The 25,224-nt window shown below is 46.1% G+C and carries 24 protein-coding genes; 20 read left to right on the forward strand and 4 right to left on the reverse strand.

The window, feature by feature from the left end:
* Nucleotides 1-5: 5 nt before the first annotated feature.
* The 3 genes from AC9UGD_RS02385 to AC9UGD_RS02395 are packed head-to-tail and all read right to left on the reverse strand — an operon-like array spanning nucleotide 6 to nucleotide 1,988.
* Nucleotides 6-809 (reverse strand): carotenoid biosynthesis protein, encoded by an 804-nt coding sequence (locus tag AC9UGD_RS02385; RefSeq protein WP_509569005.1) that lies wholly within the window; start codon nucleotides 807-809, stop codon nucleotides 6-8.
* A gap of 37 nt (nucleotides 810-846) precedes the next feature.
* Nucleotides 847-1,500, reverse strand: coding sequence for a spheroidene monooxygenase (locus AC9UGD_RS02390; protein ID WP_509569008.1), 654 nt, complete (start codon nucleotides 1,498-1,500; stop codon nucleotides 847-849).
* The gene (locus AC9UGD_RS02395) at nucleotides 1,500-1,988 is read right to left on the reverse strand and encodes a YbaK/EbsC family protein (RefSeq protein WP_509569011.1); all 489 of its coding nucleotides are present in this window, start codon (nucleotides 1,986-1,988) and stop codon (nucleotides 1,500-1,502) included. Before AC9UGD_RS02395 ends, AC9UGD_RS02390 begins: the two co-directional genes overlap by 1 nt.
* 41 nt (nucleotides 1,989-2,029) lie before the next feature.
* Here AC9UGD_RS02395 and AC9UGD_RS02400 point away from each other — a divergent pair, with 41 nt between their 5' ends.
* Complete coding sequence (locus AC9UGD_RS02400) at nucleotides 2,030-3,244, forward strand: MFS transporter (protein WP_509569014.1); 1,215 nt, start codon at nucleotides 2,030-2,032, stop codon at nucleotides 3,242-3,244.
* Here the strand turns inward: AC9UGD_RS02400 and AC9UGD_RS02405 are convergent.
* The gene (locus AC9UGD_RS02405; RefSeq protein WP_509569017.1) at nucleotides 3,234-3,980 is read right to left on the reverse strand and encodes a sulfite exporter TauE/SafE family protein; all 747 of its coding nucleotides are present in this window, start codon (nucleotides 3,978-3,980) and stop codon (nucleotides 3,234-3,236) included. The two genes, AC9UGD_RS02400 and AC9UGD_RS02405, sit on opposite strands and share 11 nt — an antisense overlap.
* A 147-nt stretch (nucleotides 3,981-4,127) precedes the next feature.
* Between AC9UGD_RS02405 and AC9UGD_RS02410 the strand changes: the two genes are divergently transcribed.
* The 19 genes from AC9UGD_RS02410 (at nucleotide 4,128) to AC9UGD_RS02500 (ending at nucleotide 25,216) form a co-directional block, all read left to right on the forward strand.
* Nucleotides 4,128-4,409, forward strand: a complete 282-nt coding sequence (locus AC9UGD_RS02410; protein WP_509569020.1) for a DUF6504 family protein — start codon at nucleotides 4,128-4,130, stop codon at nucleotides 4,407-4,409.
* Nucleotides 4,406-7,633: a DNA polymerase III subunit alpha gene (locus AC9UGD_RS02415; RefSeq protein ID WP_509569023.1), complete on the forward strand. Its 3,228-nt coding sequence runs from the start codon at nucleotides 4,406-4,408 to the stop codon at nucleotides 7,631-7,633. Before AC9UGD_RS02410 ends, AC9UGD_RS02415 begins: the two co-directional genes overlap by 4 nt.
* Nucleotides 7,630-8,823 (forward strand): DNA polymerase IV, encoded by a 1,194-nt coding sequence (gene dinB / locus AC9UGD_RS02420; RefSeq protein WP_509569025.1) that lies wholly within the window; start codon nucleotides 7,630-7,632, stop codon nucleotides 8,821-8,823. Before AC9UGD_RS02415 ends, dinB begins: the two co-directional genes overlap by 4 nt.
* A 32-nt stretch (nucleotides 8,824-8,855) precedes the next feature.
* The gene (locus tag AC9UGD_RS02425; RefSeq protein WP_509569028.1) at nucleotides 8,856-9,209 is read left to right on the forward strand and encodes a DUF3040 domain-containing protein; all 354 of its coding nucleotides are present in this window, start codon (nucleotides 8,856-8,858) and stop codon (nucleotides 9,207-9,209) included.
* A 190-nt stretch (nucleotides 9,210-9,399) separates the two neighbouring features.
* Nucleotides 9,400-9,831 (forward strand): division/cell wall cluster transcriptional repressor MraZ, encoded by a 432-nt coding sequence (mraZ, locus tag AC9UGD_RS02430; RefSeq protein ID WP_509569031.1) that lies wholly within the window; start codon nucleotides 9,400-9,402, stop codon nucleotides 9,829-9,831.
* Nucleotides 9,832-9,974: 143 nt separating this feature from the next.
* Nucleotides 9,975-10,928 carry a 16S rRNA (cytosine(1402)-N(4))-methyltransferase RsmH gene (gene rsmH / locus AC9UGD_RS02435; RefSeq protein WP_509569034.1) on the forward strand — a complete coding sequence of 318 codons (954 nt, stop codon included), beginning with the start codon at nucleotides 9,975-9,977 and terminating at the stop codon, nucleotides 10,926-10,928.
* Nucleotides 10,928-11,332 (forward strand): cell division protein FtsL, encoded by a 405-nt coding sequence (gene ftsL, locus AC9UGD_RS02440; RefSeq protein WP_509569037.1) that lies wholly within the window; start codon nucleotides 10,928-10,930, stop codon nucleotides 11,330-11,332. The genes rsmH and ftsL overlap by 1 nt, the downstream gene beginning before the upstream one ends.
* Nucleotides 11,325-13,124 carry a peptidoglycan D,D-transpeptidase FtsI family protein gene (locus AC9UGD_RS02445; protein ID WP_509569040.1) on the forward strand — a complete coding sequence of 600 codons (1,800 nt, stop codon included), beginning with the start codon at nucleotides 11,325-11,327 and terminating at the stop codon, nucleotides 13,122-13,124. Before ftsL ends, AC9UGD_RS02445 begins: the two co-directional genes overlap by 8 nt.
* Nucleotides 13,108-14,592: a UDP-N-acetylmuramoyl-L-alanyl-D-glutamate--2,6-diaminopimelate ligase gene (locus AC9UGD_RS02450; protein WP_509569043.1), complete on the forward strand. Its 1,485-nt coding sequence runs from the start codon at nucleotides 13,108-13,110 to the stop codon at nucleotides 14,590-14,592. The genes AC9UGD_RS02445 and AC9UGD_RS02450 overlap by 17 nt, the downstream gene beginning before the upstream one ends.
* Complete coding sequence (locus AC9UGD_RS02455; protein ID WP_509569045.1) at nucleotides 14,589-15,959, forward strand: UDP-N-acetylmuramoyl-tripeptide--D-alanyl-D-alanine ligase; 1,371 nt, start codon at nucleotides 14,589-14,591, stop codon at nucleotides 15,957-15,959. Before AC9UGD_RS02450 ends, AC9UGD_RS02455 begins: the two co-directional genes overlap by 4 nt.
* On the forward strand, nucleotides 15,956-17,014 hold the full coding sequence (mraY, locus tag AC9UGD_RS02460) for a phospho-N-acetylmuramoyl-pentapeptide-transferase (protein ID WP_509569048.1): 1,059 nt from the start codon (nucleotides 15,956-15,958) through the stop codon (nucleotides 17,012-17,014). The genes AC9UGD_RS02455 and mraY overlap by 4 nt, the downstream gene beginning before the upstream one ends.
* 3 nt (nucleotides 17,015-17,017) lie before the next feature.
* Nucleotides 17,018-18,394, forward strand: coding sequence for a UDP-N-acetylmuramoyl-L-alanine--D-glutamate ligase (gene murD, locus AC9UGD_RS02465; RefSeq protein ID WP_509569050.1), 1,377 nt, complete (start codon nucleotides 17,018-17,020; stop codon nucleotides 18,392-18,394).
* A complete protein-coding gene (ftsW, locus tag AC9UGD_RS02470; RefSeq protein WP_509569053.1) occupies nucleotides 18,387-19,553 on the forward strand; it encodes a putative lipid II flippase FtsW in 1,167 nt (388 codons plus the stop codon). The genes murD and ftsW overlap by 8 nt, the downstream gene beginning before the upstream one ends.
* The gene (locus AC9UGD_RS02475; RefSeq protein ID WP_509569056.1) at nucleotides 19,541-20,617 is read left to right on the forward strand and encodes a UDP-N-acetylglucosamine--N-acetylmuramyl-(pentapeptide) pyrophosphoryl-undecaprenol N-acetylglucosamine transferase; all 1,077 of its coding nucleotides are present in this window, start codon (nucleotides 19,541-19,543) and stop codon (nucleotides 20,615-20,617) included. Before ftsW ends, AC9UGD_RS02475 begins: the two co-directional genes overlap by 13 nt.
* A complete protein-coding gene (gene murC, locus AC9UGD_RS02480; protein ID WP_509569058.1) occupies nucleotides 20,614-21,999 on the forward strand; it encodes a UDP-N-acetylmuramate--L-alanine ligase in 1,386 nt (461 codons plus the stop codon). The genes AC9UGD_RS02475 and murC overlap by 4 nt, the downstream gene beginning before the upstream one ends.
* A gap of 2 nt (nucleotides 22,000-22,001) precedes the next feature.
* Nucleotides 22,002-22,640 (forward strand): cell division protein FtsQ/DivIB, encoded by a 639-nt coding sequence (locus tag AC9UGD_RS02485; RefSeq protein ID WP_509569061.1) that lies wholly within the window; start codon nucleotides 22,002-22,004, stop codon nucleotides 22,638-22,640.
* Nucleotides 22,641-22,777: 137 nt separating this feature from the next.
* Nucleotides 22,778-23,908, forward strand: a complete 1,131-nt coding sequence (gene ftsZ, locus AC9UGD_RS02490; protein WP_509569063.1) for a cell division protein FtsZ — start codon at nucleotides 22,778-22,780, stop codon at nucleotides 23,906-23,908.
* Nucleotides 23,909-23,912: 4 nt separating this feature from the next.
* The gene (locus AC9UGD_RS02495) at nucleotides 23,913-24,563 is read left to right on the forward strand and encodes a purine nucleoside phosphorylase YfiH/LACC1 family protein (RefSeq protein WP_509569066.1); all 651 of its coding nucleotides are present in this window, start codon (nucleotides 23,913-23,915) and stop codon (nucleotides 24,561-24,563) included.
* Nucleotides 24,560-25,216: a YggS family pyridoxal phosphate-dependent enzyme gene (locus tag AC9UGD_RS02500; RefSeq protein WP_509569069.1), complete on the forward strand. Its 657-nt coding sequence runs from the start codon at nucleotides 24,560-24,562 to the stop codon at nucleotides 25,214-25,216. Before AC9UGD_RS02495 ends, AC9UGD_RS02500 begins: the two co-directional genes overlap by 4 nt.
* Nucleotides 25,217-25,224: the final 8 nt, after the last annotated feature.

Here is a 25,224-nt window from a genome sequence, read left to right on the forward strand (position 1 = left end):
AAGAGTTACGGTCTTCCGACCCAACGGTTAAAGAAGTATGGAACCAGTAAGGCTCCCAATAATAACCCTGAAAAAACTGCAATGCCTGGACGGCTAAAGAAGAATAGATTTCCTACAACACCTGAAAACCATGTCCAGAACAACAAAAGATCCGCAGTGATTAACGATCCGCCATTCTTACGTCGATCACGAGGGGTTAAAAAGTGCAGAAGAGTCATCAAGAGCATTCCAGATAGCAACCAACCGAATGCATTAGACAACGGAATTTCAGGTTGAAATGGAATGTGTGAACCTGTAACTACCCAGGTCCAGCGACCGGCAGAAACCATTAGTGGATCTAAGAACAAATCCCAGGCCATCATTAATAGTGCGCCATATAAAAAGACCCATGACTTACCAATGCGACGAGCCGCAACTAAACACGGATGAGCAATCATTACCCAAGCAAAGGGGACAACTAGTGGAACAGAAAAAATCTTTGGACCCAAGGTATCCGAGTAGGTGTATTCACCAAATGGCCAACTTGTTGAAACGCCAAGTTGTTCGATCAAGTAACCAAAGATCAGAGTGATACCCAACATGCTCCAGCCGTAACGCGCGCCATATGCAGCGATTCCATGTAAAAACATCGCTAATGCAGCGGTGTAAACAGAGGCAATAGTTATAACGCCAAGTAATCCACCATCAACTAATGGATAAAGGATCTGCATAAAAACTGTCGCGCCAAGAGCAATACCCATGACCTTAATCAGCAGGGGAGATGCACCACCGCGTGCTCTGCGTCGTGGGGTGTAATGGCGGATAGACATAGGTGCAAGTCTGCCCTATTTGGTTTATAAGCAGTAGTTAGGCAATTGTGCCGCGCATATCCTTGACGGCAAAGCGCGCAAATAGCTCTTCTGAGTACCAGTTATAGGTTGCAGTATCAGCAATCGCCTTTTGATGAGCAGCACCTTTATATGCAAAGTTCTTAATTGCAGCAGATGATTCCCACAGTGAAAAAGTGCCCTGTAATCCAATAGGTGCTTCACCAATACCGATAGCAGCAAGTAATCCTGGTGCTGACTTAAGCGAAATTGTTACCGGAGGAACCGAACTCCAGAATCTAAAGTTTTGATGCCACTTAATACGGGCTCGGGTAATGGCTACAACTGGTCCATCCCATTCTTTAACTGTTGGTTCAAATGGCTCATACCCAGCCCATTTGCCATGAGATGAAATTGGTTCAAGCACAGCACGGAATTCATCGACACAATTCTTGCGCCACTGTTTAATCACAAAAGATTGGTCGAAAGCATCTATGTCATGGACTTGTGCGACCAACCCCCAGCGGAATGCATTGGCATCTGCAGGAGTGAAAGTTTCTCCTTTGCCAGTACCCAATGATTTGAAGAATCCAACATTTGCAGAACGTCTTAATGCAAAACGATCAAGAGCCATTGCAAGAATTGCGAAAGGAACAGCGGCAGGTTTGATCCGCCAAAAATAAGCAACAATCACTAGTCGCCAACAATCATTGGTTGCGCACCAGTGCATTGAATCAATTCGACATAGGTTGTTGGATACACCGCATGAGGATGTCCAGCAGCAGCCCAAACAACCTCGTAATCGTTGAGCGCTTGATCAATAAGGATGATTTCTGGCTTTGAAATCCACCCCAATGGGCTCACGCCACCAATAGAAAATCCAGATTTCTCTTTTACAAAATCAGCATCAACCCGACCGAGTTTTTCAACACCTAGGTTCTTGGCAACTAAATCGATATCTACTCGGTGACGTCCGCTTGTAATAATTAAAAGCGGTGAATCATCTGGAAGTTTAAAAATTAGAGATGATGCAATCTGTCCGACTTCAATACCAAGGCCAGTTGCTGCCTCTTGTGCGGTGCGCGCACTGTCTGACAGAACATGGACTTCACCTTCAAGGCCGTATTCGTGCAGGGCAGCAAGCACCCGCTTAACAGCTGCTTTTTCTTTTACGCCTTCCATGCACCTAGATTATCGAGTAATTGAAGTACCCTCATCTCTATATGACAACCGATTTGTATGCGCTGGGAATAAGAGCTCGCAATGCCGTGCGGGGGTGTTTTTTCTTTTTGGGTTTCTTGGGTCTTGCTTGGATCCCACGAATTCCTGAGATTAAGGATTCGCTGGGACTAAGTGATGGTCAGTTCGGTCTTGTCTTGCTTGCGAGCACTGTTGGTGCCATCCCAGGAGCTCAGATTGCAGGACGGGTCGTGCACACATACTCATCAAAATTGGTTGTTCAAATTTCAGGAGTCTTCTTACCAGTAGGTGTTTTTGTAGTTGGTCTTGCAAACAATGTTGAAACTCTTGTACTTGGTTTATTCATCACCGGTTTTAATGTCGCCTTTATGGACATTGCGATTAATGGCCAAGCAGTTGAAATTGAAAAACTTACAAAAGGGCGCTGGATGTCTAGCTTTCATGGATTGTGGAGTATCGGTGCATTTGCAGCGACCTTGTTAGGTGGCCTTGTAGCCAACTTTGTAACTCCGCGAGAAAACTTGATTGCTATTGCAATCTTTGGCTTGCTCGTCTATCAATTTATTGCTCATTATTTATTACCCGCAGAACATGATGGACATTTGGGTGAACCCGGCGAAGGTGATGCAGGCAAAGTAGCTTTGTTTGGGAAAGAGTCATTGGTTCTGTGGGCACTTGGTATCGGATTGATGTGTTCGTTGATTCCAGAAGGCGGTGCCTACGAATGGAGTGGAATCCTTTTGCAGGACCACATGGGAATCGGCAAAGGCTTGAACGCAGCAGCAGCAACTACATTTTCCTTAGCCATGATTGTAAGTCGCTTGTTGGGCGATCGTGCCTTTGAAAAGTGGGGCCACGTGAACACCGTTAAGTACGGCGGATATTTTGGTGGCGGGTTGTGGGGAGTTGGCATGCTTATTGGCATTCCATTATCCGAATCTCACCAGACATTAGGTTTGATAGTTGTTTGTGCTGGTTTTGCAGCAGCCGGTCTTGGAATGGGGCCATTTTTTCCAGCCTTTAATTTAGCGGCAGCATCTATTCCAGGAATTGCACCATCAGTTGGTTTGGCTCGCATTGGATTAATTGCAATTGCTGCCTACTTTGGTGGACCAACACTGATTGGGTTGATTGCCGAAGTCACTTCGCTACCGGTTGCATTTGCCTTTCCGGTTCTGTTGTATCTAGTTGTTGGACTTCAATCAAAGTACATCAAGGTGCGAGCGCTTAAGCAATAACCCAAGTCTGCAGCAATGTAAAGATTGCAATCGCGTAAAGAAGAATTGCAAAACCCTTTTTCAGCCAAGCAGGATCTACTTGCCCACTTTTAATTGAAGCCAGTCGAGCAACGGTTACAGCTGCGACAGCCATAACTAGCGGAACCTTCCAATTAACATCATCCCAGCTTTGATAGTGCCCAAAGAAAGCGGTAATCGAGTTAATTGCGATAATAGCAAGTGAGGTTCCTGCAGCTTTTCCTTGCGGAACTTTAAAGAACAAGACCAAGATTGGGATTGCAAGAAATCCTCCGCCGATACCAAACAATCCTGTGATCATTCCAATTACTAAAGAGATCAAAACTAGCCATAAGAGCGGAACTCTCTTTTCTGTTCCGGCAATTGGTTTAATAAGCATGGAAGTTCCGGCAATAACTAACACAAGAGCTAAACCTGTTGTAAGAACTGAATTACTTAAGTGGTAGGCCAGGATTGAAAAAGCAATATTTGTGGTTAAGCCAAGCCCCCAAATTATTGAGGCTTCTCTGAATAGAACCTCTTTACTTTTTATCTTTGGTAAAAGCCCTGAGATTGCAGCGGTTAAGACCACTGCCAAGGCCGCGGTAGTTGCAGTCTGTGGTGTGAAATCAAAGAGGTACAAAAGAATGGGAACTGTGAGCATCGCCCCGCCCGCCCCGATGAAGCCAAGAACTGCCCCGATGAAACCACCTGCAATTAATCCACCGATGATCTCCATGGGGTAATTGTGGGGCACGCAGGCTCCTTGGGTCCCTAGGCTCAACACGCGCTCATCACGGTTCTGGGGCTTGCTATTTGTCGGTGGCAAGGGCTATTTTTCGAACATCTGTTCGAATATCCACAGCCTTGAAAGGTAGCCTCACAAATGTCAGCCAGCCAGGTTAACTCCGCCCTTGATGTCACTATCGATGGGGCAACAACGCCTGTTGAGTTCACCTATAAAGGAAAACGTTTTCGCATTCATGCGGTCTTATCTAGATGGTGTGAAGCAGGTGGCTGGTGGAATCGCATTAGCGATGGCAAGTATCGCCCCGATGATCAGGCACGTGCTGTGTGGCGGGTAGAGGCGGCACCCATTGGGGCGCTAACAACCTTCGAACTAGAACGTGATGAAGTAACAGGTCAGTGGATTATTCGTAACGTATGAGTTTTATCCACCTCAATGTTGCCAGTGGCTATTCATTGAAATACGGAACAACCCAACCCAGCGATTTAGTACAACGTGCTGCGCAGTTTGAAATGCCAGCGCTAGCGCTAACAGATCGTGATGGGTTAGCTGGTGCTATCCGTTTTACGCAAAGCTGTGTTGATTACGGGATCGCACCGATCATCGGAGTCAACTGTGCCATTGACCTGGGTAATGCAAAAGGTCGCATCACATTGTTGGCACATAGCGATGGGGGATGGCGCTCGCTCTGCAGATTAATGACATCGCTGACAATGACAAGTGATACCCGCGTTCCGGTTTTAAGCTTAGATTTTTTGCAACAGTTCAGTCAATACAGCACCAATGTCTATGCGATGCACGGCCCTGAATCACCCATTAGTAGCGCAATACAAAACCACCGCTTTGATCAAGCGTTAGCTATCTTTAATCAAACTCGGGACCTATTTGCTAACAATGCAATTGAATGTGTTTCACATTTGGTAGCAGGGGGTGGTCCGCGCTCTACCGAGCATGCAGCCCGTTCCTTAATCTTTGCGCGCGATAATGATTTAGATGCTGTAATCACCAACGCTGCGCGCATGAAGGATCGTACCGATGGCCCGGTGGCAGATGTCTTAGATTGTGTGCGCCAGTTAGTTCCGTTGCATGATCGTCATATCGAACGTAGCAACGCCGAAGGCTTTTTAAAATCTAGCGATGAAATGATTTCATTAGCAGCCGAAATCGCACGAGCTGCAGGAGAGCGAACACCACGTGCGTTATTAAAGACAACTCGCGAATGGGCAGAGCGCTCTTTGTTATCGCCCCAGCGAGATATCGGATTAGGTGCAGCCCACCTGCCAGAACCCCATGTAGTAGGCGTCAATACCGCTCAAGAAATGCGCACATTGCTACGTGCCAGAAGCGAGGCTGGCATTAACTGGCGATACACCAGCAGCGATCAAATCAGCAAAGCTCGCGCACGTTTAGATGACGAATTAGCAACCGTTGCAACACTTGGATTTGAATCATATTTTTTAACTGTTGCAGATATTGCAGATATGGCCCGCAATGCTGGTATTCGAGTTGCAGCACGTGGCAGCGGTGCAGGCTCCCTTATTTGTCATCTGCTTGGTATTTCAGGTGTTGAGCCCATGCAACATGGTTTGTTAATGGAACGCTTTTGTTCACCGCTGCGCCGGGCCCTACCTGATATTGATATCGATGTTGAATCTGCGCGCAGATTAGAAATCTATGACATGGTCTTTAAACGATATGGCGATAGCAATTGGGCTTCACCTACTAATCAATCACGATGCGCAGTTGTTTCTATGGTCGATACATACCGTGGGCGCCATGCAATCAGAGATGCCGGTGCAGCACTTGGTCTGCCAGGCATGGAGATAGATATGTTGGCAAAATCAATGCCACATGTGCGTGCTCGCAATATTGCAAAGACTCTTGAATCACTCCCCGAACTTCGTCGTCTCAATACATCTGCCCCATTAATGGCTGCAACAATTGAAATGGCACAACGCCTAGATGGTTTGCCGCGGCACCTTGCAATGCATCCTTGTGCAATTGTTTTGTCAGATGGTGGCTTTTTAGATCGCGCGCCGTTGATGGCAAGTGCCGGGGGATATCCCATGGTGGCCTTTGATAAAGATGATGTAGAAGCAGTTGGATTGTTAAAGCTAGATGTGCTGGGTGTTCGTATGCAATCAACCATTGCCTATTCAGTGCGAGAAATTGAACGGGTCCATGAAGAGAAAATCGATATCGATACGGTGCCACTAGATGACGCCGCGACATACGAATTAATTCAATCCACCAAGACGCTTGGAATCTTTCAGATTGAAAGCCCTGGACAGCGCGAACTAGTAGGAAAGCTTGCTCCTAAAAACTTCACCGATTTAATTATTGATATTTCCTTGTTTAGGCCGGGGCCAGTTAAAAGCGACATGATCACGCCATTTTTAAAGGCACGTCATGGGTGGAGCACGGCACAGATAATTCACCCTGATTTGTACGAGATTTTGGCCCATACCGAAGGCGTTGTTGTCTTCCACGAACAAGTTATTCAGATCATTGCAACGATGACCGGGGTTTCTTTGGCAACAGCTGATGAAAAACGCAGATCGTTGGGGGACAGGGTTGGTCAACAAGAAGTCTGCGATTGGTTCTTTCCTGCTGCAATCGCCAAGGGCTATGAACTACCAATCATCAACGAAATCTGGGATGTGCTGCGCGCCTTTGCATCCTTTGGTTTTTGCAAAGCACACGCTGCAGCTTTTGCCTTACCTACATATCAATCCGCTTGGCTTAAAACACATTACCCGGCAGCATTTTTTGCTGGGGTATTAACCCATGACCCTGGCATGTACCCCAAACGATTAATTGTCGATGAGGTCAGACAAATGGGAATCACTATTGCGCCCCTTGATATCAACGCATCTGATTCCGTGTACAGGGTCGAAGATCACGGTAATGCAATTCGAATCGCACTAACAACTATTAGTGGCATTAGCGAGGCCGAAGTGCAATCAATTATCGCTGGCCGTCCCTACATTGACTTAAATGATTTTGTTCGCAGATCAGGGTCCAGCACACCAATTATCGAAAGCATGATTCTTACAGGTGCATTTGATGTACTGCACACAGGTGTCAATCGCAGGGATCTATTGCTGCATTTTTCAGATCTACAAAAATCTCCAGGTATGGCCGTATCTGGTGCGCAGCTGAACCTAGGCTTCGAACCACCTGCACTAATTAGCAGTGGTCTGCCGGCAATGAGTGCAGCTGAAAGTGTGAAGTACGAAGTCGATCGACTGGGTATCGATATGTCTCGTCACATGATTGAATTTTACGGAGAGTTCCTTAATGCAATCGGTGCCGTGCGATCTAGTGATTTGTTAAAGCAACGATCACAGTCATCAGTGCTTGTTGCAGGTATCAAGGTTGCGATGCAGACACCGCCGGTGCGATCGGGCAAACGTGTCATCTTCTTAACGCTAGATGATGGATATGGGCTCAGTGATTCCACATTTTTTACTGATGTTCAGAGCGAATACGCCAATGTTTTGTATTCCACATCCCTGTTACTTGTTCGGGGTGTAACCCGCAGAACTGGGGCCAGGGGAATATCGATAAGAGCCACCGGGGCGTGGGATTTACGTGCTGCTTACGAAAGTTGGAGCACCAAACAAAGTACGCTCGCAATATGACGACAGATGACAAGCCAACCCAGGCAACGATTCTTCATGTCGATATGGATGCATTTTTCGCATCGGTGGCCGAAAAAGATAACCCTGCGCTAAAAGGTAAGGCTGTTGTTATCGGAATGGGTACACGTGGAGTTGTCTCTGCTGCCAATTATGAAGCGCGCAAGTTCGGAATCCACTCTGCCATGCCTGTAGGGCAAGCTAGACGGTTAGCACCACATGCAATCTTTTTACCGGTTGATATGGCTCGCTACCAAGAGGTCTCTGGTCACATCATGGAAATCTTTGAGAGCTTTACACCCAATGTCGAACCTGTATCAGTTGATGAAGCATTTCTAGATGTGACAGGTGCTAAGAAGTTATTAGGTACGGGACGCGAGATAGCAACAGCAATTCGGGCAAAGGTTGAAGCACAAGAGGGCATTACATGTTCTGTTGGAATCGCACCATCTAAGTTCATTGCAAAGTTAGCATCGACCCATTGCAAACCAAATGGAATGCTAGAAATTACTAGTGATCGAATTTTGGAATTCCTGCACCCCTTGCCAATTTCTGCGATGTGGGGAGTAGGCCCAAAGACAGCCGAAGTTCTAGAACGATTAGGGCTTCGCATAATTGAAGACATTGCGCACTTGCCACGCACAACTTTAATTCGTGCAGTTGGTGAAGCAGCAGGTGCAACACTGCATGAACTTGCGTGGGGCCGGGATTATCGAGATGTTGCACCACAAGATGCGGAAAAAAGTATTAGCGCTGCAGAAACCTTTCCGACTGATTTAGATAACCCTGAAGAAATTCTGCGTGAATATTTGCGGTTGTGTGAGCGCGCAACATCGCGTTTGCGAGACAAAGGATTGTTTGCCAAAACAATAAGTATCAAGGTTAGGTTTGGCGATTTCTCAACGATTAATCGGTCAAAGACATTGCCATTGCCAATTGATAGCACCCACGATGTGTATGAAGTTGTTAAGGGTTTATATGAAGCATTGCGTATCGATAGAGCTCGCCTGCGGTTAGTCGGAGTTTCCCTGGAGAATTTAAGCGAGGGAGCACCTGTACAAATGATCCTGGGCGAGCGTGAAAAGGGCTGGCGGGAGGCAGAAGGGGCTATAGATAAAGCCCGTGAGCGTTTTGGAGATGGATCTGTGAGACCTGCCCGATTGATCAAGCCCGGCGATGCCGAAAGTGAGTAGCGGGCTTAGACAATCTGTTCTATTGTGAGCCTGTGGAACTTTCAGATCGCGAAAAGCGCTTGCTCGATGAGATGGAGGCTGCCCTCTTAACGGAGGATCCACGCCTAGTTTCAGCTCTTTCTGCAAACGCAGTAGCCCCGTCACGCAATCGCATCATGATCGGTGCAGGCCTTGTTGTATTGGGCCTAGTCACATTATTCGGGGGCCTTGTCTCAAAGGTAACTCCCATCGGAATCCTTGGATTCCTGATTGCTCTCAGCGGAGTTATCAGCGCCATCTCAAGCTTTAGCCCACGCTCATCGATCAAGGCTGCAAAGAAGCCTCGCTCACGCTCATCCTTAAGTGATCGCATGGAAAAGCGATGGGACAGCAGAGGACAGGAATAGCCACGAGTATTAATTCCTCGCACAGCGAGTACCTAAGCCCCTCTTCCTGAGGGGCTTTTTTCATGCCTCCGCACTGGGGGGGGCGAGTGGGGCCAAAGGGGCAGAAAGTGGGAAAAGGTGGTTGAAAAAGGAGAAAAGTGGAGTAAAGTGGGGAATTAAGCAGGCAAACCTGGGGAAGGGGGCGCTGAAAATGTTTCTAGGCACCCACGAGCCACGTCTTGATGACAAAGGTCGCCTCATACTTCCCGCGAAATTCCGCGACGAACTAGCTGCAGGTTTAGTAATCACAAAAGGACAAGAACGTTGTCTTTATGTTTTTCCATCGAATGAATTTTCAGTAATAACAGAGACACTTAAGCAAGCGCCAGTCACTGCAAAATCCGCACGTGATTACAGCCGTGTGATGTTTGCTGGCGCACACGATGAAATTCCTGATCGTCAAGGTCGCGTAACAATTCCACAATCACTTCGCACGTATGCAGGTTTAGAAAAAGAGTGCGTTGTTATTGGTGCGAATACTCGCGTTGAAATTTGGGACGCAACTGCATGGAATGAATATTTAACAGATCGTGAAAAGAGCTTTGCGGATGTTTCCGAGGAGGTCTTTCCAGGTTTGTTCTAACTCTCATTTGTGGCCACTGCCGACCCTTCGAACGTAACGGCGCCCCTTCCCCGGCGCCGTTACAACACAAAGATCCGTCGGCCGGCAGTGACCAGAGATGAGAGCTAGTAGTTAGTTCTATCAATATATGAGAGGGGGAAGAGATGACCAGCACGACAGAACATGTGTCCGTAATGCGCGATCGTTGCGTCGATCTTTTATCCCCTGCGATTACGGCTTCTGCTCATCCAGTTGTTGTAGATGCAACATTAGGTCTTGGCGGTCACACAGAAGCTTTACTACAAAAGTTTCCACATCTAACTGTTATTGGTATTGATCGCGATTTTGATGCAATTGCCAAAGCCACTGCGCGCCTTGCACCATTTGGCGATCGACTAAAGACCGCACATTCAACCTTTGATGGCATTGCAGATGTAGTTGCAAACTTTGGATATAAGCACATTGATGGAGCTTTGTTTGATCTTGGCGTTTCTTCAATGCAACTAGATCAGCCAGAACGAGGTTTTTCTTATTCACAGGATGCACCACTTGATATGCGCATGGATCGCTCACAATCACTGACAGCGGGGGAGATAATCAATACTTACGAACCAGGTCATTTGGTTCGCATCCTTCGCACATATGGTGAAGAAAAGTTCGCGACAAGAATTGTCGAATCAATTGTTAAGCAGCGCGCAATTTCCCCAATGAACTCAACGACACAGCTTGCCGCATTGGTTAAAGAGGCTATCCCGGCTGCAACTCGTCGCACCGGTGGCAATCCAGCAAAGCGAACATTCCAGGCGCTGCGTATTGAAACAAATGATGAACTAGGAACAATCACGCGCGCACTACCCGCGACTCTCGAGCTCCTCAATGTGGGCGCTCGACTAGTTGTTATGTCATTTCAGTCCCTTGAAGATCGAATTGTTAAGCAGTTATTTGTGGCATCAACTACATCTGGAACTCCACGCAATCTTCCTTTTGAACTTCCAGAATTTGCCGCCAAGTTTTCAATGATTACACGCGGAAGCGAAACCCCAACAGATGCTGAACTTGAAGAGAATTCACGTTCTCAATCTGTACGCCTTCGCGCAATTGAAAGAGTGGCCGCGTAATGGCAATGACAGCATTTGCGCCTGCAATTACCCGCTCAAAAGAGATTTTCGCCCAAAAGTCAGCACAAGCTGTCCTTAGGCTTGTGCCAGATGTATCAAGCGGAAAGCAAGCAAATCGAAAGTTCTTTGCAAAATTTGTCACTGTCGTTGGCACTCTTGGTCTGATGTTCCTTCTGCTGATCAATACATTGCTGGCACAAGACGCATTTGAAATTACTAGCTTAAAACTTGAAGCCAAACTAATAAGTGATGAGCGTGAGGCAATTGCTCGCGAGATAGATAAAATCTCTTCGCCTGATGCACTCGCAAAAGCTGCAGCGGAATTAGGAATGAGACCTTCAGAAAATCCGACCTTCCTATCTTTAGATAAGCCAATCACTGAAGTACCGGTAAAAAATGGGTAACTTCTCATTAACTCATAATCGAATCAGAGCGCTCATTGTTATGACCGCTGTGATTATGTTTTTGTTTGGGCTTCGACTTGTACAGGTCCAGGCGCTACAGGCAAGTGATTATCGTGCACGCGCGGTAAATGAAATGGAAAAAGTAAAGACTCTTCAAGCACCACGCGGTGACATCACCGATATTCATGGAGTGCCTTTTGCTCGAAGCGTTTCAGCAACTAGCATCGTGGTAGATCAAACTCAGATTTTGGATCCAGCCAAAGTTGCAGCTTTTGTCGCTCCAATACTCAATATGAGCGTCACTGATGTGCAAACAGCACTGACCGGCAAGCGCAAGTGGAGCATGGTTGCTGAAAATGCTAAGCCTGCAACATGGCTGAAACTGACAAAGGCAATCGAGCAGTACAACTCAAAATTTCCTGGAATGAGTCCGGATCGGATCATCGGCTTCTTTCCAGAGCGTAGTTATGTTCGTGAGTATCCCTCTGGTTCTTTGATTGCATCCTTAATTGGTTTTGTTAATCATGAAGGAATCGGTGCAACAGGTCTTGAATCCAGCATGAATTCAACTATCTCTGGCACGCAAGGTAAATATTCGTATGCCAATGGTTATAAAGCTGAGATCCCTGGTTCACAGTCAGAAATCATTCCAGCACAAACTGGATCATCGATTCGACTAACCGTAGATCGCGACATTCAATGGGTTGCAGCAAAAGCTATCGCAGAAGCAGTTAAATCCTCTAATGCACTTAGCGGAACAGTAATTGTGATGGATCCAAAGACAGGGCAGATTTTGGCGCATGCAACTGCTCCAACTTTTAATCCAAATAACACATCAAAAGTTTCATTGGTAGCTATGCGAAATCCCTCTGTTCAAGATGTCTACGAACCAGGCTCGACTGGCAAGGTTATGACACTTGCTGCAGCGCTAGAAGAAAAGAAAATTACCCCTGAAACAGTTTTAACAATTCCATACGCTTTAAAACGTTCCGATAAGACATTCCACGATCATGAACCACATCCAGATCAGCGCTTAACGACAGCAGGAGTTCTTGCAGTTTCAAGTAATACTGGTTCAATCAAAATTGGTGAAATGCTTTCGAATCAAACACTTTACGACTACTTAACAAAATTTGGAATCGGCTTAAAGACAGGGTCAGGATTACCGGGGGAATCTCGAGGAATTCTTAGAGAGGTTGCGGATTGGTCCGGAACAACCGCACCAACTGTGGCTTTTGGGCAGGGTTACTCTTTAACGGCGATGCAGGCAACAAGTGTTTTCGCGACAATCGCAAATAATGGAGTTCGAGTATCTCCAACGGTAATTGCTGGAACAAGTGATTCCAGTGGAAATTACACGCCATCGGCAACCCGCGAGAGCGTTCGAGTAATCAGTGCAGACACAGCAACAAAGATGCGTTTGATGATGGAGAGTGTGGTTTCGGAAAATGGAACAGCACCTTCTGCAGCGATTTCTGGATATCGAGTAGCTGGAAAAACTGGAACCGCGCAACGCATCGATGACACCTGCGGTTGCTACCGAGGTTACACCGCTTCATTTATTGGTTTTGCACCAGCAGACAATCCAGCGTACGTAATTTCAGTAACCATCCAGGATCCAAAGGGATTGCACTGGGGTGGCTACCTTGGTGGACCAGTGTTTAAAAAAGTCATGTCATTTGTACTTCAGTCAAAGGGAATCGCACCTACTGGTACAAAGATTATTCCGGTTGCATTGACCGAAAAGCAATTGATTGCTGCAAAGAAGGCCGCCCGTGTCAAGACCGATTGAGGAATTCAAAAGAACAGTTCAATCTGTCGCAGCGATTGCAAATGCAACTCTGACGGGTGATGCAGACGTAGTAATAACCGGAATATCGCTGTCCAGCAAAGATGTCCAAGAAGGCGATTTATTCATCGCCTTACCTGGAGAAAAAGTACATGGTGCAAACTTCGTGCAAGATGCTATTGCTCGTGGTGCGGTAGCGGTTCTGACTGATACTGCAGGAGCAATAAAGGTGTCGGGCGTTCCTGTAATTATTAGCGAACACCCACGACGAGCAGCTGGTGTGATCAGTGCTTGGTTCTACAGCGAGCCAATGAGGGATTTATATAGTGTCGGAGTAACTGGAACAAACGGAAAGACAACAGTTACAACTTTGTTGCATCAGATTATGTCGGCGGCAGGCCGCGACAGTGGATTAATTGGCACTGTGGAAACTCGAATTGGTAACGAAACCCTTGCAAGTAAGCGGACAACCCCCGAAAGCACTGATTTGCAGGCATTATCAGCGGTTATGCGTGAGCGCCATATGCGCAACCTTGTTATGGAAGTTTCGAGCCATGCAATTACCCTTGAACGAATTCGTGGCAGTCACTTTGCCGTAGTTGCTTTTACTAATCTCTCACAGGATCACTTAGATTTCCATAAAACTATGGAAGATTATTTTGCGGCTAAGGCAAAATTGTTTACCTATGAGTTTGCAGATTTAGCTGTAATCAATATTGATGATGCCCATGGAGTTCAGCTAGCTGCGAAAACTGAGCTTCCAGTAATGAGTGTTTCGCGCCTCAATCACGGTGCAACCTGGCACTACGTTTCAATTTCACCGGACTATGCGGGTGCTTATGTAGCAATACGAGGCAGCGGAGGAATTTTGATTGAAGGAAAAGTGCAATTACATGGCGGCTACAACTATGACAATCTTTTGATGGCTGTGGCTATCGCAAATGAAAGCGGAATAGATCCAATAGATATCGCTGCAATTTTGCCTCATCTAACAGGGGCAGCTGGACGACTCGAATCTGTGCGTCTTGGTCAAAACTTTACGGCACTTGTCGATTACGCACACTCACCAGATGCTGTCGCTCGAGTCTTAGAAACCGCCCAGGAAATTACAGATGGTCGCGTAATTGCTGTACTTGGTTGCGGCGGAGACCGTGATACATCGAAGCGTCCATTGATGGGAAAGGCGTTGCACGAAGGAGCAGATGTCGCAATTTTTACAAGCGATAACCCACGTTCAGAAAAGCCTGAAGAGATTTTAGTTCAAATGACATTGGGGCTAGATATTCACGAACCAAGTGCTGTGATTGTTGATCGATCCACTGCTATAAAAACCGCCGTCAATGAGGCTCAAGATGGTGACCTTGTATTGATCCTAGGAAAAGGCCATGAAAAAGGTCAGGAAATCGCTGGAATAAACCATCCCTTTGATGATCGTGTAGAACTTGCTCGAGCAATCGAGGACAAGAAGTGATTACTTTAACCGCAGCAGAGATCGCCTTATTAGTCGGCGGAGAACTTCATTGCGATAAAGATTTGTTGGTTTCTAAAGCACCTGTATTTGATTCGCGTTTGGCAACCCCGGGCTGCATCTTCTTAGCTCTTAAAGGTGACAACTTTGATGGACATGATTTTGTAGCTGATGCCTATCGTGCAGGTGCCGTGTTTTCTCTTACAACTCATCGAATTGATGGTCCCTGCATAGTTGTTGCTGATGTTTTGATCGCATTATCTGTGTTAGCTGCATTTGTTCGAAGGCGCTTAACTGGCTTAACAGTTGTAGGTATCACCGGGTCGCAGGGAAAGACGAGCACAAAAGATTTGCTCGCTCACATGCTCAGTGTTGCTGGACCAACTGTTGCGCCAAAGGGCTCATTCAATAATGACCTAGGTTTACCAATTACCTTATTGGAATGTGACGAGCGAACAAAATTTTGTATTCTTGAAATGGGTGCGCGTCATAAAGGAGATATCGCTCGACTATGTGAAATTGCACAACCAAATATTGCGGTTGTTCTAGTTGTTGGTACCGCCCACCTTGGCGAATTTGGTTCAGTTCAAGCAATCGCAGAAACTAAGTCAGAATTAGTTCAGTCATTAAATGCAGATGGCATCGCTATTCTTGGAAGCTATGATCAATACACTCCTGCAATGGCATCGCTTCATTCAGGTCGCACAATTCTTTTTGGTAATGGTCAAGAAGTTCGCGCAGCGGACATTGAAATTCGGGAAGGCTGCCCACACTTTGATCTTGTTACGCCAGCAGGGCGAGATGCCGTTGGCATGCGTTTAGTTGGGGAACACCAGATTTCAAATGCACTTGCTGTTGCAGCCGTCGGAACGGCATTAGAACTACCAATCGAATTAATTGCTAGCTCGCTATCGACAGCTGAAAACGCTAGTAAGTGGCGGATGGAGCTCCATGACGCCTTTGGACTATTGATAATCAATGATTCATACAACGCTAATCCAGATTCAATGGCTGCTGCAATGCGCTCATTGGTGCTTTTTGCACAAGAACGCGGTGGGGAATCATGGGCTTTTGTAGGAAAAATGCATGAACTCGGCGAGTCAAGTACTGCTCAGCATGAAGCAATTGGCACCCTAGCCCAAGAGATAGGTATCGATCACTTGGTCGCTATAGGTGCACCTGAATATGGCAATCCAATGGGCCAGATGCTTGTCCATCACTACGCAAGCATTGATGAATGTCTAGCTATGACAGATTATTTCTCTGCAGGTGATGTGGTTCTTGTAAAAGCATCACGTTCTGAGGGTTTTGAAGTACTCGCACAGAAGTTAGAGAGTTTGTGGCTAAACAAGAGCGGAGTTGAAAGTTGAGACAGATCCTGATTGCCGGTGCATTCGCTCTGGTCTTTGCACTATTTGGAACTCGCGTATTAATTCGCATTCTTGCAGCCAAGGGTTATGGGCAGATAATTCGCGATGATGGCCCAAGCAGTCATCACATCAAGCATGGCACCCCAACTATGGGTGGAATCATTTTTATTCTTGCTGCAGTCCTTGGTTACTTAACTGCTCACTTAGTGACAGGTAATCCACTAACAGTTTCTGCTGTGCTGGTTATTGGATTAGTTGTTTCTCTTGGTTTAATTGGTTTCTTAGATGACTGGCTTAAAGTCTCTCGACAGAATTCACGGGGGTTACCGGGTCGGTTCAAGTTAATTGGCCAAGCAATTTCTGCCGCCATTTTCGGTTATCTCGGGCTACAGTTTGTTGATTCTGATTCCTTAACTCCAATTTCTCAGTATTTGTCAGGCGTGCGCGAAACTTCAATTTACTTAGGCTCTGGCTTGGCAATCGTTTGGATTGTCATCATGGTGATGTCTGCAAGTAACGGCGTGAACTTATCCGACGGCCTTGATGGATTAGCCACTGGCGCATCAATTATGACTTTCTTGGCATTTGTGTTAATTGGCGTTTGGGAGTTTGGACAAAGCTGTGCACTCAATGCAGTTGCTGGCTGTTACGCGGTGCGCGATCCTCTGGATCTAGCGGTTCTTGCTGCGGCATTTGCCGGTGGTTGTACTGGATTCCTTTGGTGGAACACAGCACCAGCCAAAATATTTATGGGTGACACGGGCTCTTTGGCCTTAGGTGGAGCAATTGCTGGATTAGCAGCAACTTTACGGGTAGAACTACTACTAATTCCTTTAGGTGGGCTCTTTGTCATCATCACCATGTCGGTACTTATTCAAACTCTGTACTTCAAAATCACTGGCGGAAAACGTGTTTTCAAAATGGCACCTCTACATCATCACTTTGAATTAGTCGGTTGGGAACAAATAACTATTGTTATTCGCTTCTGGATTATCGCTGGCTTGTCGGTAGCCGCTGGTCTTGGTTTGTTTTATGCGCAATGGGTAGCCAAATAATAAATGTCTATTCATTTTGCTGACCAACGCTTCCTAATCTTAGGAGCAGGTGTGACGGGGTCAGCCGTTGCTACTTCATTGAAAAGCCGCGGTGGTTTGGTAACAATTACTGATGACAATTCTATCGATGCCGTAAAGCCAGAAAGTATTGATCTAGCTAATTTTGATGCTGTTGTCATTTCACCAGGTTGGCGTCAAGATCACCCATTAGTTGTTAAGGTGCAAAATAGTAAACTGCAGATACTTAATGAAATTGATCTTGCATGGCAGATTCGAAATGAAATTTCTCCAGGACAAAAATGGTTAGCCCTGACTGGCACTAATGGAAAGACTACAACTGTTGAAATGGTCGCAAAGATTCTGCAAACCGCTGGGTTAAAGGCAGTTGCTTGTGGCAATGTAGGTGACACCGTGATTGAGGCGGTTGATCGTAAAGATTCTTATGACTACCTGGTGCTAGAGCTTTCATCTTTCCATCTTCATTGGGCTAAGCAAGCACAATTCGTATCGGCTGCAATCCTAAACATTGCAGATGACCACCTAGATTGGCATGGCACCTTTGAAGCTTATGCTGATGCTAAATTTTCGATATTGGATAGAACTGAATTGGCTGTCTTAAATGCCGATGATCAAGAAGTCGTAGCACGAGCTAATCGATTTACGGGACGAAAAGTCTTTTTCTCACTCGAGACTCCAGGACCTGGTGAAGTAGGTGTTGTAGAAGAGTTACTGGTCGATCGAGCATTTGTGTCAGATCCTCAGGAAGCCGCGATGTTGTGCGAGCTTAAGGACATCACGCCGACTGTGCCCCACAATGTTTCTAATGCACTTGCTGCAGCAGCACTTGCTCGAACAGTGGGAGTTTCCCATGAGCACATCCAAAAGGCGTTGCAAGAGTTTAAACCTGGACGTCACCGTATAGAGACCGTATTTGAAAATGACGCAATTTCTTGGGTTGATGATTCAAAAGCCACTAATCCCCATGCTGCTGCAGCATCGTTGATGTCTCACCTCTCTGTTGTCTGGATTGCTGGCGGATTGGCAAAAGGCGCAGATATGAATTCGGTTATTCAACGTTGCAAAGCTCGAATTAAGTCAGTGATTCTTATCGGTACGGATCGTCAGTTAATCGCAGATGCTTTACACGAACACGCACCTGACGTACCAATTATTTTTGTTGACACCCCTGCTGATTACGTACGTGGCGGAGTTTCAAATTCTTTGATGGAGGCAGTGGTTGCACAAGCTGCCACATTGGTAGCGCCAGGAGATACCGTTTTGATGGCACCAGCATGTGCTTCGATGGATCAGTTTATCTCGTACGCAGATCGTGGAGATCGCTTCGCTGCCGCCGTCCGCAAGGTAGTTGCTCATGAGTAGTCAGCTGCGTGAAACTTTTTTCACAAAACCTGTAAATCTCTTCTATATGTTACTTGGCAGCACCTTGGGTTTAAGTCTTCTTGGCCTCGTTATGGTTTTTTCGGCATCATCGATTTATTCCCTTGATTCAAAAGGCTCTTCCTATGCAGTTGTATTACGACAGTTAATTTTCTTAGTTCTGTCGATACCAATGGCCTGGGTTTTCTCCCGTTTTTCTTTGACCCAATGGAAATTTTTTGCACGTTTTGGATTCATACTTTCAATAGGCCTTTTGCTTCTTGTTCAATTAATAGGCAGGAGCGTCAACGGTAACCACAACTGGATTAGCTTGGGATTTGTAGATGTTCAGCCAAGTGAAGTTGCAAAGTTTCTCATGATTTTGTGGGCAGGATTCATGCTTGCCAAACAAGAACGCTCTGGGGTTGCTCACACGGTAGTTCTTAAGCAAATCGCACCAGCGTTTGGCCTATGCATTCTTTTGGTGATGCTCGGAAGTGACCTTGGAACAGCCTCAATTTTCGCCTGTATTTTGGCTGGCTTGTTGTGGGTTTCAGGGTTGCGACTTGGAGTTTTTGGAATTGCCTTAAGTGTCGGACTAGTTGGCTTAACCGCTGCGATTTTGACTTCACCATATCGCGTACAACGATTTATGGTTTTCCTAAATCCTTTTGCCGAAGATCAATACAAGTTATATGGATGGCAGCCTGCCCATAGTTTGCTGGGCCTTGCTAGTGGTGGCTTTTTTGGCGTTGGACTTGGTGCAAGCCGACAAAAGTGGGGCAATCTTGCAGAAGCACACACCGACTTTATTTTTTCCGTTATTGGCGAGGAACTTGGTTTATTCGGAACAATCGCAACACTGTTATTGCTATGCACTTTGCTCTTTTCTATTTTCAAATTAGCCCTACGTGCAAATGATCCAATGGTTCGATATGTTGCATCTGGATTTGGTTGCTGGATTGCGATTCAAACAATTTTAAACATCGGTTCAGCTATAAGTGTTCTGCCAGTAGTTGGTGTGACTTTGCCCCTTGTCTCCTATGGTGGATCTGCCTTAATCGCCACGTACATGGGAATCGGCTTTATGTTGGGTGCTGCACGTAGAGACCCAGTAATCTATAAAGAGTTAAGGGAAACAGGTATTAAATGGCTACGGTAGTTCTAGCAGGTGGCGGCACGGCCGGCCATGTTGAACCTGCCTTGGCTGTGGCCCGTCAATGGAAAATTTCCCATCCACACGATCGACTAGTTTTTCTGGGAACATCTACTGGTCTTGAAAATACTTTGGTGCCGGCTGCAAACTTTGAATTACAACTAATCCCACGTGTTCGGATCTCACGTAAACCATCTGCTTCATGGCTGAACATCCCATTTGATTTAATCTCATCTATACATCAATCAAAAAAAGTAATTAAGAATGCTGATGTAGTGATTGGCTTTGGGGGATATGTAAGCGCACCAGCGTATATTGCAGCCAAGATTTCTGGAGTTCCCATTGTTATCCACGAAGCAAATGCAAAGCCAGGTTGGGCAAACCGCCTTGGGTCGGCACTTACAGAACACTTAGCAGTTGCTCACTCTGTCGAATCTGGAAAGTTTGAGAACGCGTTATTGGCTGGCCTGCCTTTGCGATCAGATGTAGCCAAAGCATTTAGTGATTCACAATCTGATTGGGCCGTGTCGCGTCGCACGGCAAAGGTGCGACTTGGTTTTGCAGCAGATACCCCTTTGATATTTGTAATGGGTGGATCCCAAGGCTCGGTAGCAATAAACAAGGTGATTGAATCTGCGATAGAGACATTCAACAAACTTGGGTTATCGGTTTTGCACTCAGTCGGAAAACTCAACGCCCTGCCTAAGACCACTGGTGGGTATAAGCCCGTTGCATATGTTGATGCGATGGCAGATGCATATTTGGCCGCAGATTTGATCATCGGGCGTAGCGGTGCTGTTACCTGCAGCGAATTTAGAGCACTTGGGCGTTACGCTCTTTTTGTGCCTCTACCAATTGGAAATGGCGAGCAGTTTGTTAACGCCGCATCCCTTGTTGCAGATAATCGCGCACAAATCATTACTCAAAAGGACTTCACAGCAGATTTCTTGAAGGATCAGATTACTAGTTTGCTTGCAAAGTCTGTGATTGCTCCAATTCAAGGCAATGGTGCCGATTTACATGCTGCTGAAAAAATTGTTGCACTTACAGAATTTGCGATGAAGCCATGAATCAATCTTTATCCTCACTAGTTGGTAAGCGCATTCACTTCATTGGCATCGGCGGTGCAGGAATGAGTGGATTAGCACGAATTGCTTTGTCACACGGCATCACAGTCAGCGGATCAGACGCAAAGGATTCATCGGTTGTAATTGCTTTATCTGCGCTAGGTGCCACTGTTGCAACTTCACATGATGCAACACATGTTGATGGCGCAGATTTGGTCGTTTATTCGAATGCAATTTCTGTCAACAATCCTGAACGAGCTAGGGCGGTAGAGCTAAAGATTCCTATTTTGACCCGTGCTGCAGCTCTTGCGGTCTTAATGTCAGAATCAAAAAGTATTGCAGTTGCAGGAACACATGGAAAGACGACCACATCATCAATGCTTGCAGTTGCTCTGCAGGCGTGTGCAGCCGATCCTTCCTTTGCCATCGGCGGAACAATCACCGCCTCTGGATCAAATGCGCATCGTGGTACAGGTGAAATCTTTGTGGCAGAGGCTGATGAGTCAGATGGATCTTTTATTGAATACCATCCTTTCGCTGCAATTGTGACAAATGTCGAACATGATCATGTGGATTTTTTTCCAACCGCAGAATCTGTTGCCCAAGCATTTAGAGATTTCGCGGGAACTATAAAACCTGAAGGTTTTCTTACTTATTGCGCCGATGACGCTGGTGCTGTTGCGTTAGCTGGCACTACAAAAAATGTGCAGTTAATTTCATACGGAGTTTCTGAAGGTGCCGATCTTCATATTGACCACATAGAACTAATGACCATGGGTTCGACTGCTCGTGCGGTATGGAATGGAAAATCAGTTGGCCATATCGAATTGCAAATTCCAGGTCATCACAATTTGCTAAATGCGGCAGGTGTATTGGCGACGGGCTTAAAACTTGGCTTTGGTGCCGCTGAATTACTTACTGGATTGGGCACATTCCGTGGAACTGGTCGACGCTTTGAACTGATTGGAACGGTTCACGGAGTTCGTGTCATAGATGATTACGGACATCACCCAACTGAAATTCAAGTAACTCTTGAGGCCGCTCGTCGATTTGCAGCAGATGGCCGCTTGATCGTAATTTTCCAACCACATCGATATTCCCGAACTCAAGCCTTTGCTTCTGCTTTTGCTTCGGTGCTTGATACCGCCGATCGCGCAATCGTTCTGGAAGTGTATGCAGCGAGCGAAAAACCAATTGATGGTGTTACCTCTAAATTGATTACACACCAAATGAAGAATGGTGAGTACATACCAAACTTTGTGGAAGTTACAGATTCAGTGATCGAAATGGCACAACCTGGCGATGTCATCATGACTTTAGGCGCCGGTGATGTGAGCTCCCTTGCCCCCATCATCGTGGATGGCCTGAATCGTCGTTTTGCATAATCATGAACCGTCGACTTTTGCTTTTGACCTCTGCCGTACTACTAGCTGGTGTCACATATGTTTTGGGTTGGTCATCACTTTTTACCGTCAGCTCCATTGAAATAGTCGGTGGAAATTCTCAGATAAACAGCGGGATTGTTGCGGGGCAAAAGCTGGCTCGAGTAGAACCTCGCGCAGTTGCTGCACGTTTTGAAAAACTTGATTGGGTTGCAAAGGCCAAAGTTTCGAGAAATTGGATCAACGGCAAGGTCTTGATTGAGTTAACTGAACGAACACCAGTTGCTATATACAACAACTTAGTTATTGATTCGACCGGAAAGAGCTTTGAGGTTCGTGAAGGGCAACCTACAAATTTGGTTAAAGTTCAAGCCGGAGATTTAGCAGCTGCAATCAGGGCGGTTACCTTTTTTACAACCCTTCCCTCGGATCTCAAGTCCACATTGATGGTTGTAAAGATTCGCAGCAGTGGAGCACTTGTCCTGGTAGCGAATAATGCGGGCAAGAATATTGAAATCCGTTGGGGAAGAGATACTGACAAAGAATTGAAAATAAAGGTTTATAAAGCACTTATTTCACTGCCAGAAAATGCAGCGATAAAGAGAGTTGATGTTTCTGCACCACATGCACCAATCGTTAAATAGAATTCAAATTTACGACACGGTAAACACTTCATGTCGGTGTTTGATAATCACCCGTATGCGCTTTAGGTTCGCCTTATCGAAAAGCATTGAATAGTAAGCCTCAAGTTGAGGTTTATGGTTCATAAGGAGGAAATATTGTGGCTTCACCACAAAATTATTTAGCGGTCATCAAAGTTGTAGGTATTGGTGGCGGTGGAGTTAACGCAATCAATCGAATGATTGACGTCGGATTAAAGGGCGTCGAGTTCATTGCGATTAATACAGATGCACAACATTTATTAATGAGTGATGCCGATGTAAAACTAGATATTGGTCGAAAGACAACGCGCGGACTTGGCGCAGGCATGGATCCAGATAAAGGACGTGAAGCTGCACTCGATCATGCAGACGACATTGAAGAAATTCTTCGTGGCGCAGACATGGTGTTTGTTACTGCCGGAGAAGGTGGCGGAACCGGAACGGGTGCTGCACCAATCGTTGCAAAGATTGCAAAAGAAATCGGTGCATTAACTATTGGTGTTGTCACACGTCCATTCTCATTTGAAGCTAAGTTGCGTTCGGCTCAAGCTGATGTTGGTATCGAAGCGCTTCGTGCCGAGGTAGATACACTGATCGTTATTCCTAATGATCGCTTGCTCGCAATTTCAGATCGCACAATTACATTAGCCGATGCTTTCAAAAGCGCTGATCAAGTTTTACTGTCAGGCGTTCAGGGAATTACAGAGATTATTACTCAACCTGGTTTAATAAATCTGGACTTTGCCGATGTTAAGGCTGTCATGTCTGGTGCTGGTTCTGCTTTAATGGGAATTGGTTCTGCACGTGGAGAAAATCGAGCGATTCGTGCAGCTGAGTTAGCTATTTCAAGTCCGCTCCTTGAAGCATCAATCGATGGAGCTATGGGTGTACTACTTTCTGTATCTGGCGGGTCAGATCTTGGTTTATTCGAAGTCAACGAAGCGTGCGAACTAGTTCAATCTGCTGTGCATCCAAACGCAAAGTTTATTTTCGGAACCACGATCGATGACGCTCTTGGTGATGAGGTGCGAATTACTGTTGTTGCTGCTGGTTTTGAAGGTGGTGAACCTAAGCGGGTTTCAGCTCCGACAATTAATGTAGCAACGCTAGGTGGCGTTGCAGATCCGATTCCAGCAAATGATCCAATCTCTGTTGCACTTGATCTTGGCAATGACACTCCCAAGCGTCGCGTGACCTTTGAAGAGCTTGTTGCAGAGGATGAAATCGACGTCCCTGACTTCATGAAGTAAGGCTTTGCCTCACTTATTTACCGATCGACGCAAAGGCTCAAGCCTTGGCGTGTATGAATCTTTGAACTTTGGTTTTCATGTCGGTGATGATCCTTCTGCAGTCGCTGCCAATCGTGCATTACTTGGGGACACGCAATTCATGAATCAACTGCATGGAAGTGATGTAGTTGTAATTGACCATGTGCTGGAGCAAGAGCCAACATGTGATGCTCTAGTTACGGCAACTAAGGGAATTTCTCTAGCGGTCATGGTTGCAGATTGCATTCCTTTGCTGCTTATTTCGCAAGAGGCGGTAGCCGCTGTGCATGTCGGACGAGCAGGTCTGGTTAATAGAGTTGCTATAAAAGCTTTGCATCAGATGCGCACCCTTGGAGCCATCGAGGTCCATGCAATTCTCGGCCCATCGATCTGTGGTAAATGTTACGAGGTGCCTTTTGATATGCAACAAGAAGTAATTGCGGATAATCCACGAGCTTTTTCAACCACACTTCATGGAACGCCGGCTCTAAATCTTTCAGCTGGTTTAATCGCAGATTTGCGCACCGAGGGCGTTTCCTACGAAGCTTCAATAATCTGCACTAAAGAAGATCCACTTTACTTTTCACACCGCAGGGATAATCCAACTGGACGTTTTGCTGGAGTAGTTAGCTTATGAACCGTGCTGAAGAACTGGCTCAGAACTTAGAGTTAGTACGCTCAAGGATTTCCGCGGTGGCCGACCATGAAGTAACCATCGTTGCCGTTACAAAGACCTTTCCTGTTAGTGATGCACAGATTTTGTATGAACTAGGTGTTCGAGATTTTGGAGAAAACCGTGATGCCGAAGGTGCTGAGAAGGCGGCAATCGTTTCCGGAAAATGGCACTTTCAGGGTCAGATTCAAAGCAATAAGTTGAAATCGATTACCTCCTGGGCATCTGTCATTCACTCTTTAGATGACCCACGACATTTTGAAATCATTGAAAAAGTTGCGCCGCATCCTTTGGAAATTTTCTTGCAAGTTTCATTAGATGGCGCACATCATCGAGGGGGAGCAGGTCTTGAAGATTTGTATTCATTAGCCACCGCAGTTGAAAAATCAGAGACTCATACCCTGGCCGGCCTGATGTCGGTGCCTCCCTTGGGCATGGATCCCAACCAAGGGTTTGCCCAATTAGCATTAATTCATACCGAGTTTATGAAGCTTTTTCCTTCAGCGCAGTCGTTATCTGCAGGCATGAGTGGAGACTACGAATCGGCAATTGTGCATGGCGCGACACATGTGCGCATAGGTTCATCAATCCTCGGTTCTCGCTCACCCCACCTATAAACTTTGGA

Source organism: Candidatus Planktophila sp. (assembly GCF_044232745.1).
In the GTDB taxonomy this organism is placed as follows: Bacteria; Actinomycetota; Actinomycetes; order Nanopelagicales; family Nanopelagicaceae; genus Planktophila.

Excerpts from the sequence above, each read along its gene's own strand:
- rsmH (WP_509569034.1), top strand. The coding sequence starts at position 9,975 with ATGACCAGCACGACAGAACATGTGTCCGTAATGCGCGATCGTTGCGTC.
- murC (WP_509569058.1), top strand. The coding sequence starts at position 20,614 with ATGAATCAATCTTTATCCTCACTAGTTGGTAAGCGCATTCACTTCATT.
- dinB (WP_509569025.1), top strand. The coding sequence starts at position 7,630 with ATGACGACAGATGACAAGCCAACCCAGGCAACGATTCTTCATGTCGAT.
- AC9UGD_RS02485 (WP_509569061.1), top strand. The coding sequence starts at position 22,002 with ATGAACCGTCGACTTTTGCTTTTGACCTCTGCCGTACTACTAGCTGGT.
- AC9UGD_RS02405 (WP_509569017.1), bottom strand. The coding sequence starts at position 3,980 with ATGGAGATCATCGGTGGATTAATTGCAGGTGGTTTCATCGGGGCAGTT.
- ftsW (WP_509569053.1), top strand. The coding sequence starts at position 18,387 with ATGAGTAGTCAGCTGCGTGAAACTTTTTTCACAAAACCTGTAAATCTC.
- AC9UGD_RS02475 (WP_509569056.1), top strand. The coding sequence starts at position 19,541 with ATGGCTACGGTAGTTCTAGCAGGTGGCGGCACGGCCGGCCATGTTGAA.
- ftsL (WP_509569037.1), top strand. The coding sequence starts at position 10,928 with ATGGCAATGACAGCATTTGCGCCTGCAATTACCCGCTCAAAAGAGATT.
- AC9UGD_RS02445 (WP_509569040.1), top strand. The coding sequence starts at position 11,325 with ATGGGTAACTTCTCATTAACTCATAATCGAATCAGAGCGCTCATTGTT.
- murD (WP_509569050.1), top strand. The coding sequence starts at position 17,018 with ATGTCTATTCATTTTGCTGACCAACGCTTCCTAATCTTAGGAGCAGGT.
- AC9UGD_RS02400 (WP_509569014.1), top strand. The coding sequence starts at position 2,030 with ATGACAACCGATTTGTATGCGCTGGGAATAAGAGCTCGCAATGCCGTG.
- AC9UGD_RS02415 (WP_509569023.1), top strand. The coding sequence starts at position 4,406 with ATGAGTTTTATCCACCTCAATGTTGCCAGTGGCTATTCATTGAAATAC.
- AC9UGD_RS02395 (WP_509569011.1), bottom strand. The coding sequence starts at position 1,988 with ATGGAAGGCGTAAAAGAAAAAGCAGCTGTTAAGCGGGTGCTTGCTGCC.
- AC9UGD_RS02500 (WP_509569069.1), top strand. The coding sequence starts at position 24,560 with ATGAACCGTGCTGAAGAACTGGCTCAGAACTTAGAGTTAGTACGCTCA.
- AC9UGD_RS02385 (WP_509569005.1), bottom strand. The coding sequence starts at position 809 with ATGTCTATCCGCCATTACACCCCACGACGCAGAGCACGCGGTGGTGCA.
- AC9UGD_RS02410 (WP_509569020.1), top strand. The coding sequence starts at position 4,128 with ATGTCAGCCAGCCAGGTTAACTCCGCCCTTGATGTCACTATCGATGGG.
- mraZ (WP_509569031.1), top strand. The coding sequence starts at position 9,400 with ATGTTTCTAGGCACCCACGAGCCACGTCTTGATGACAAAGGTCGCCTC.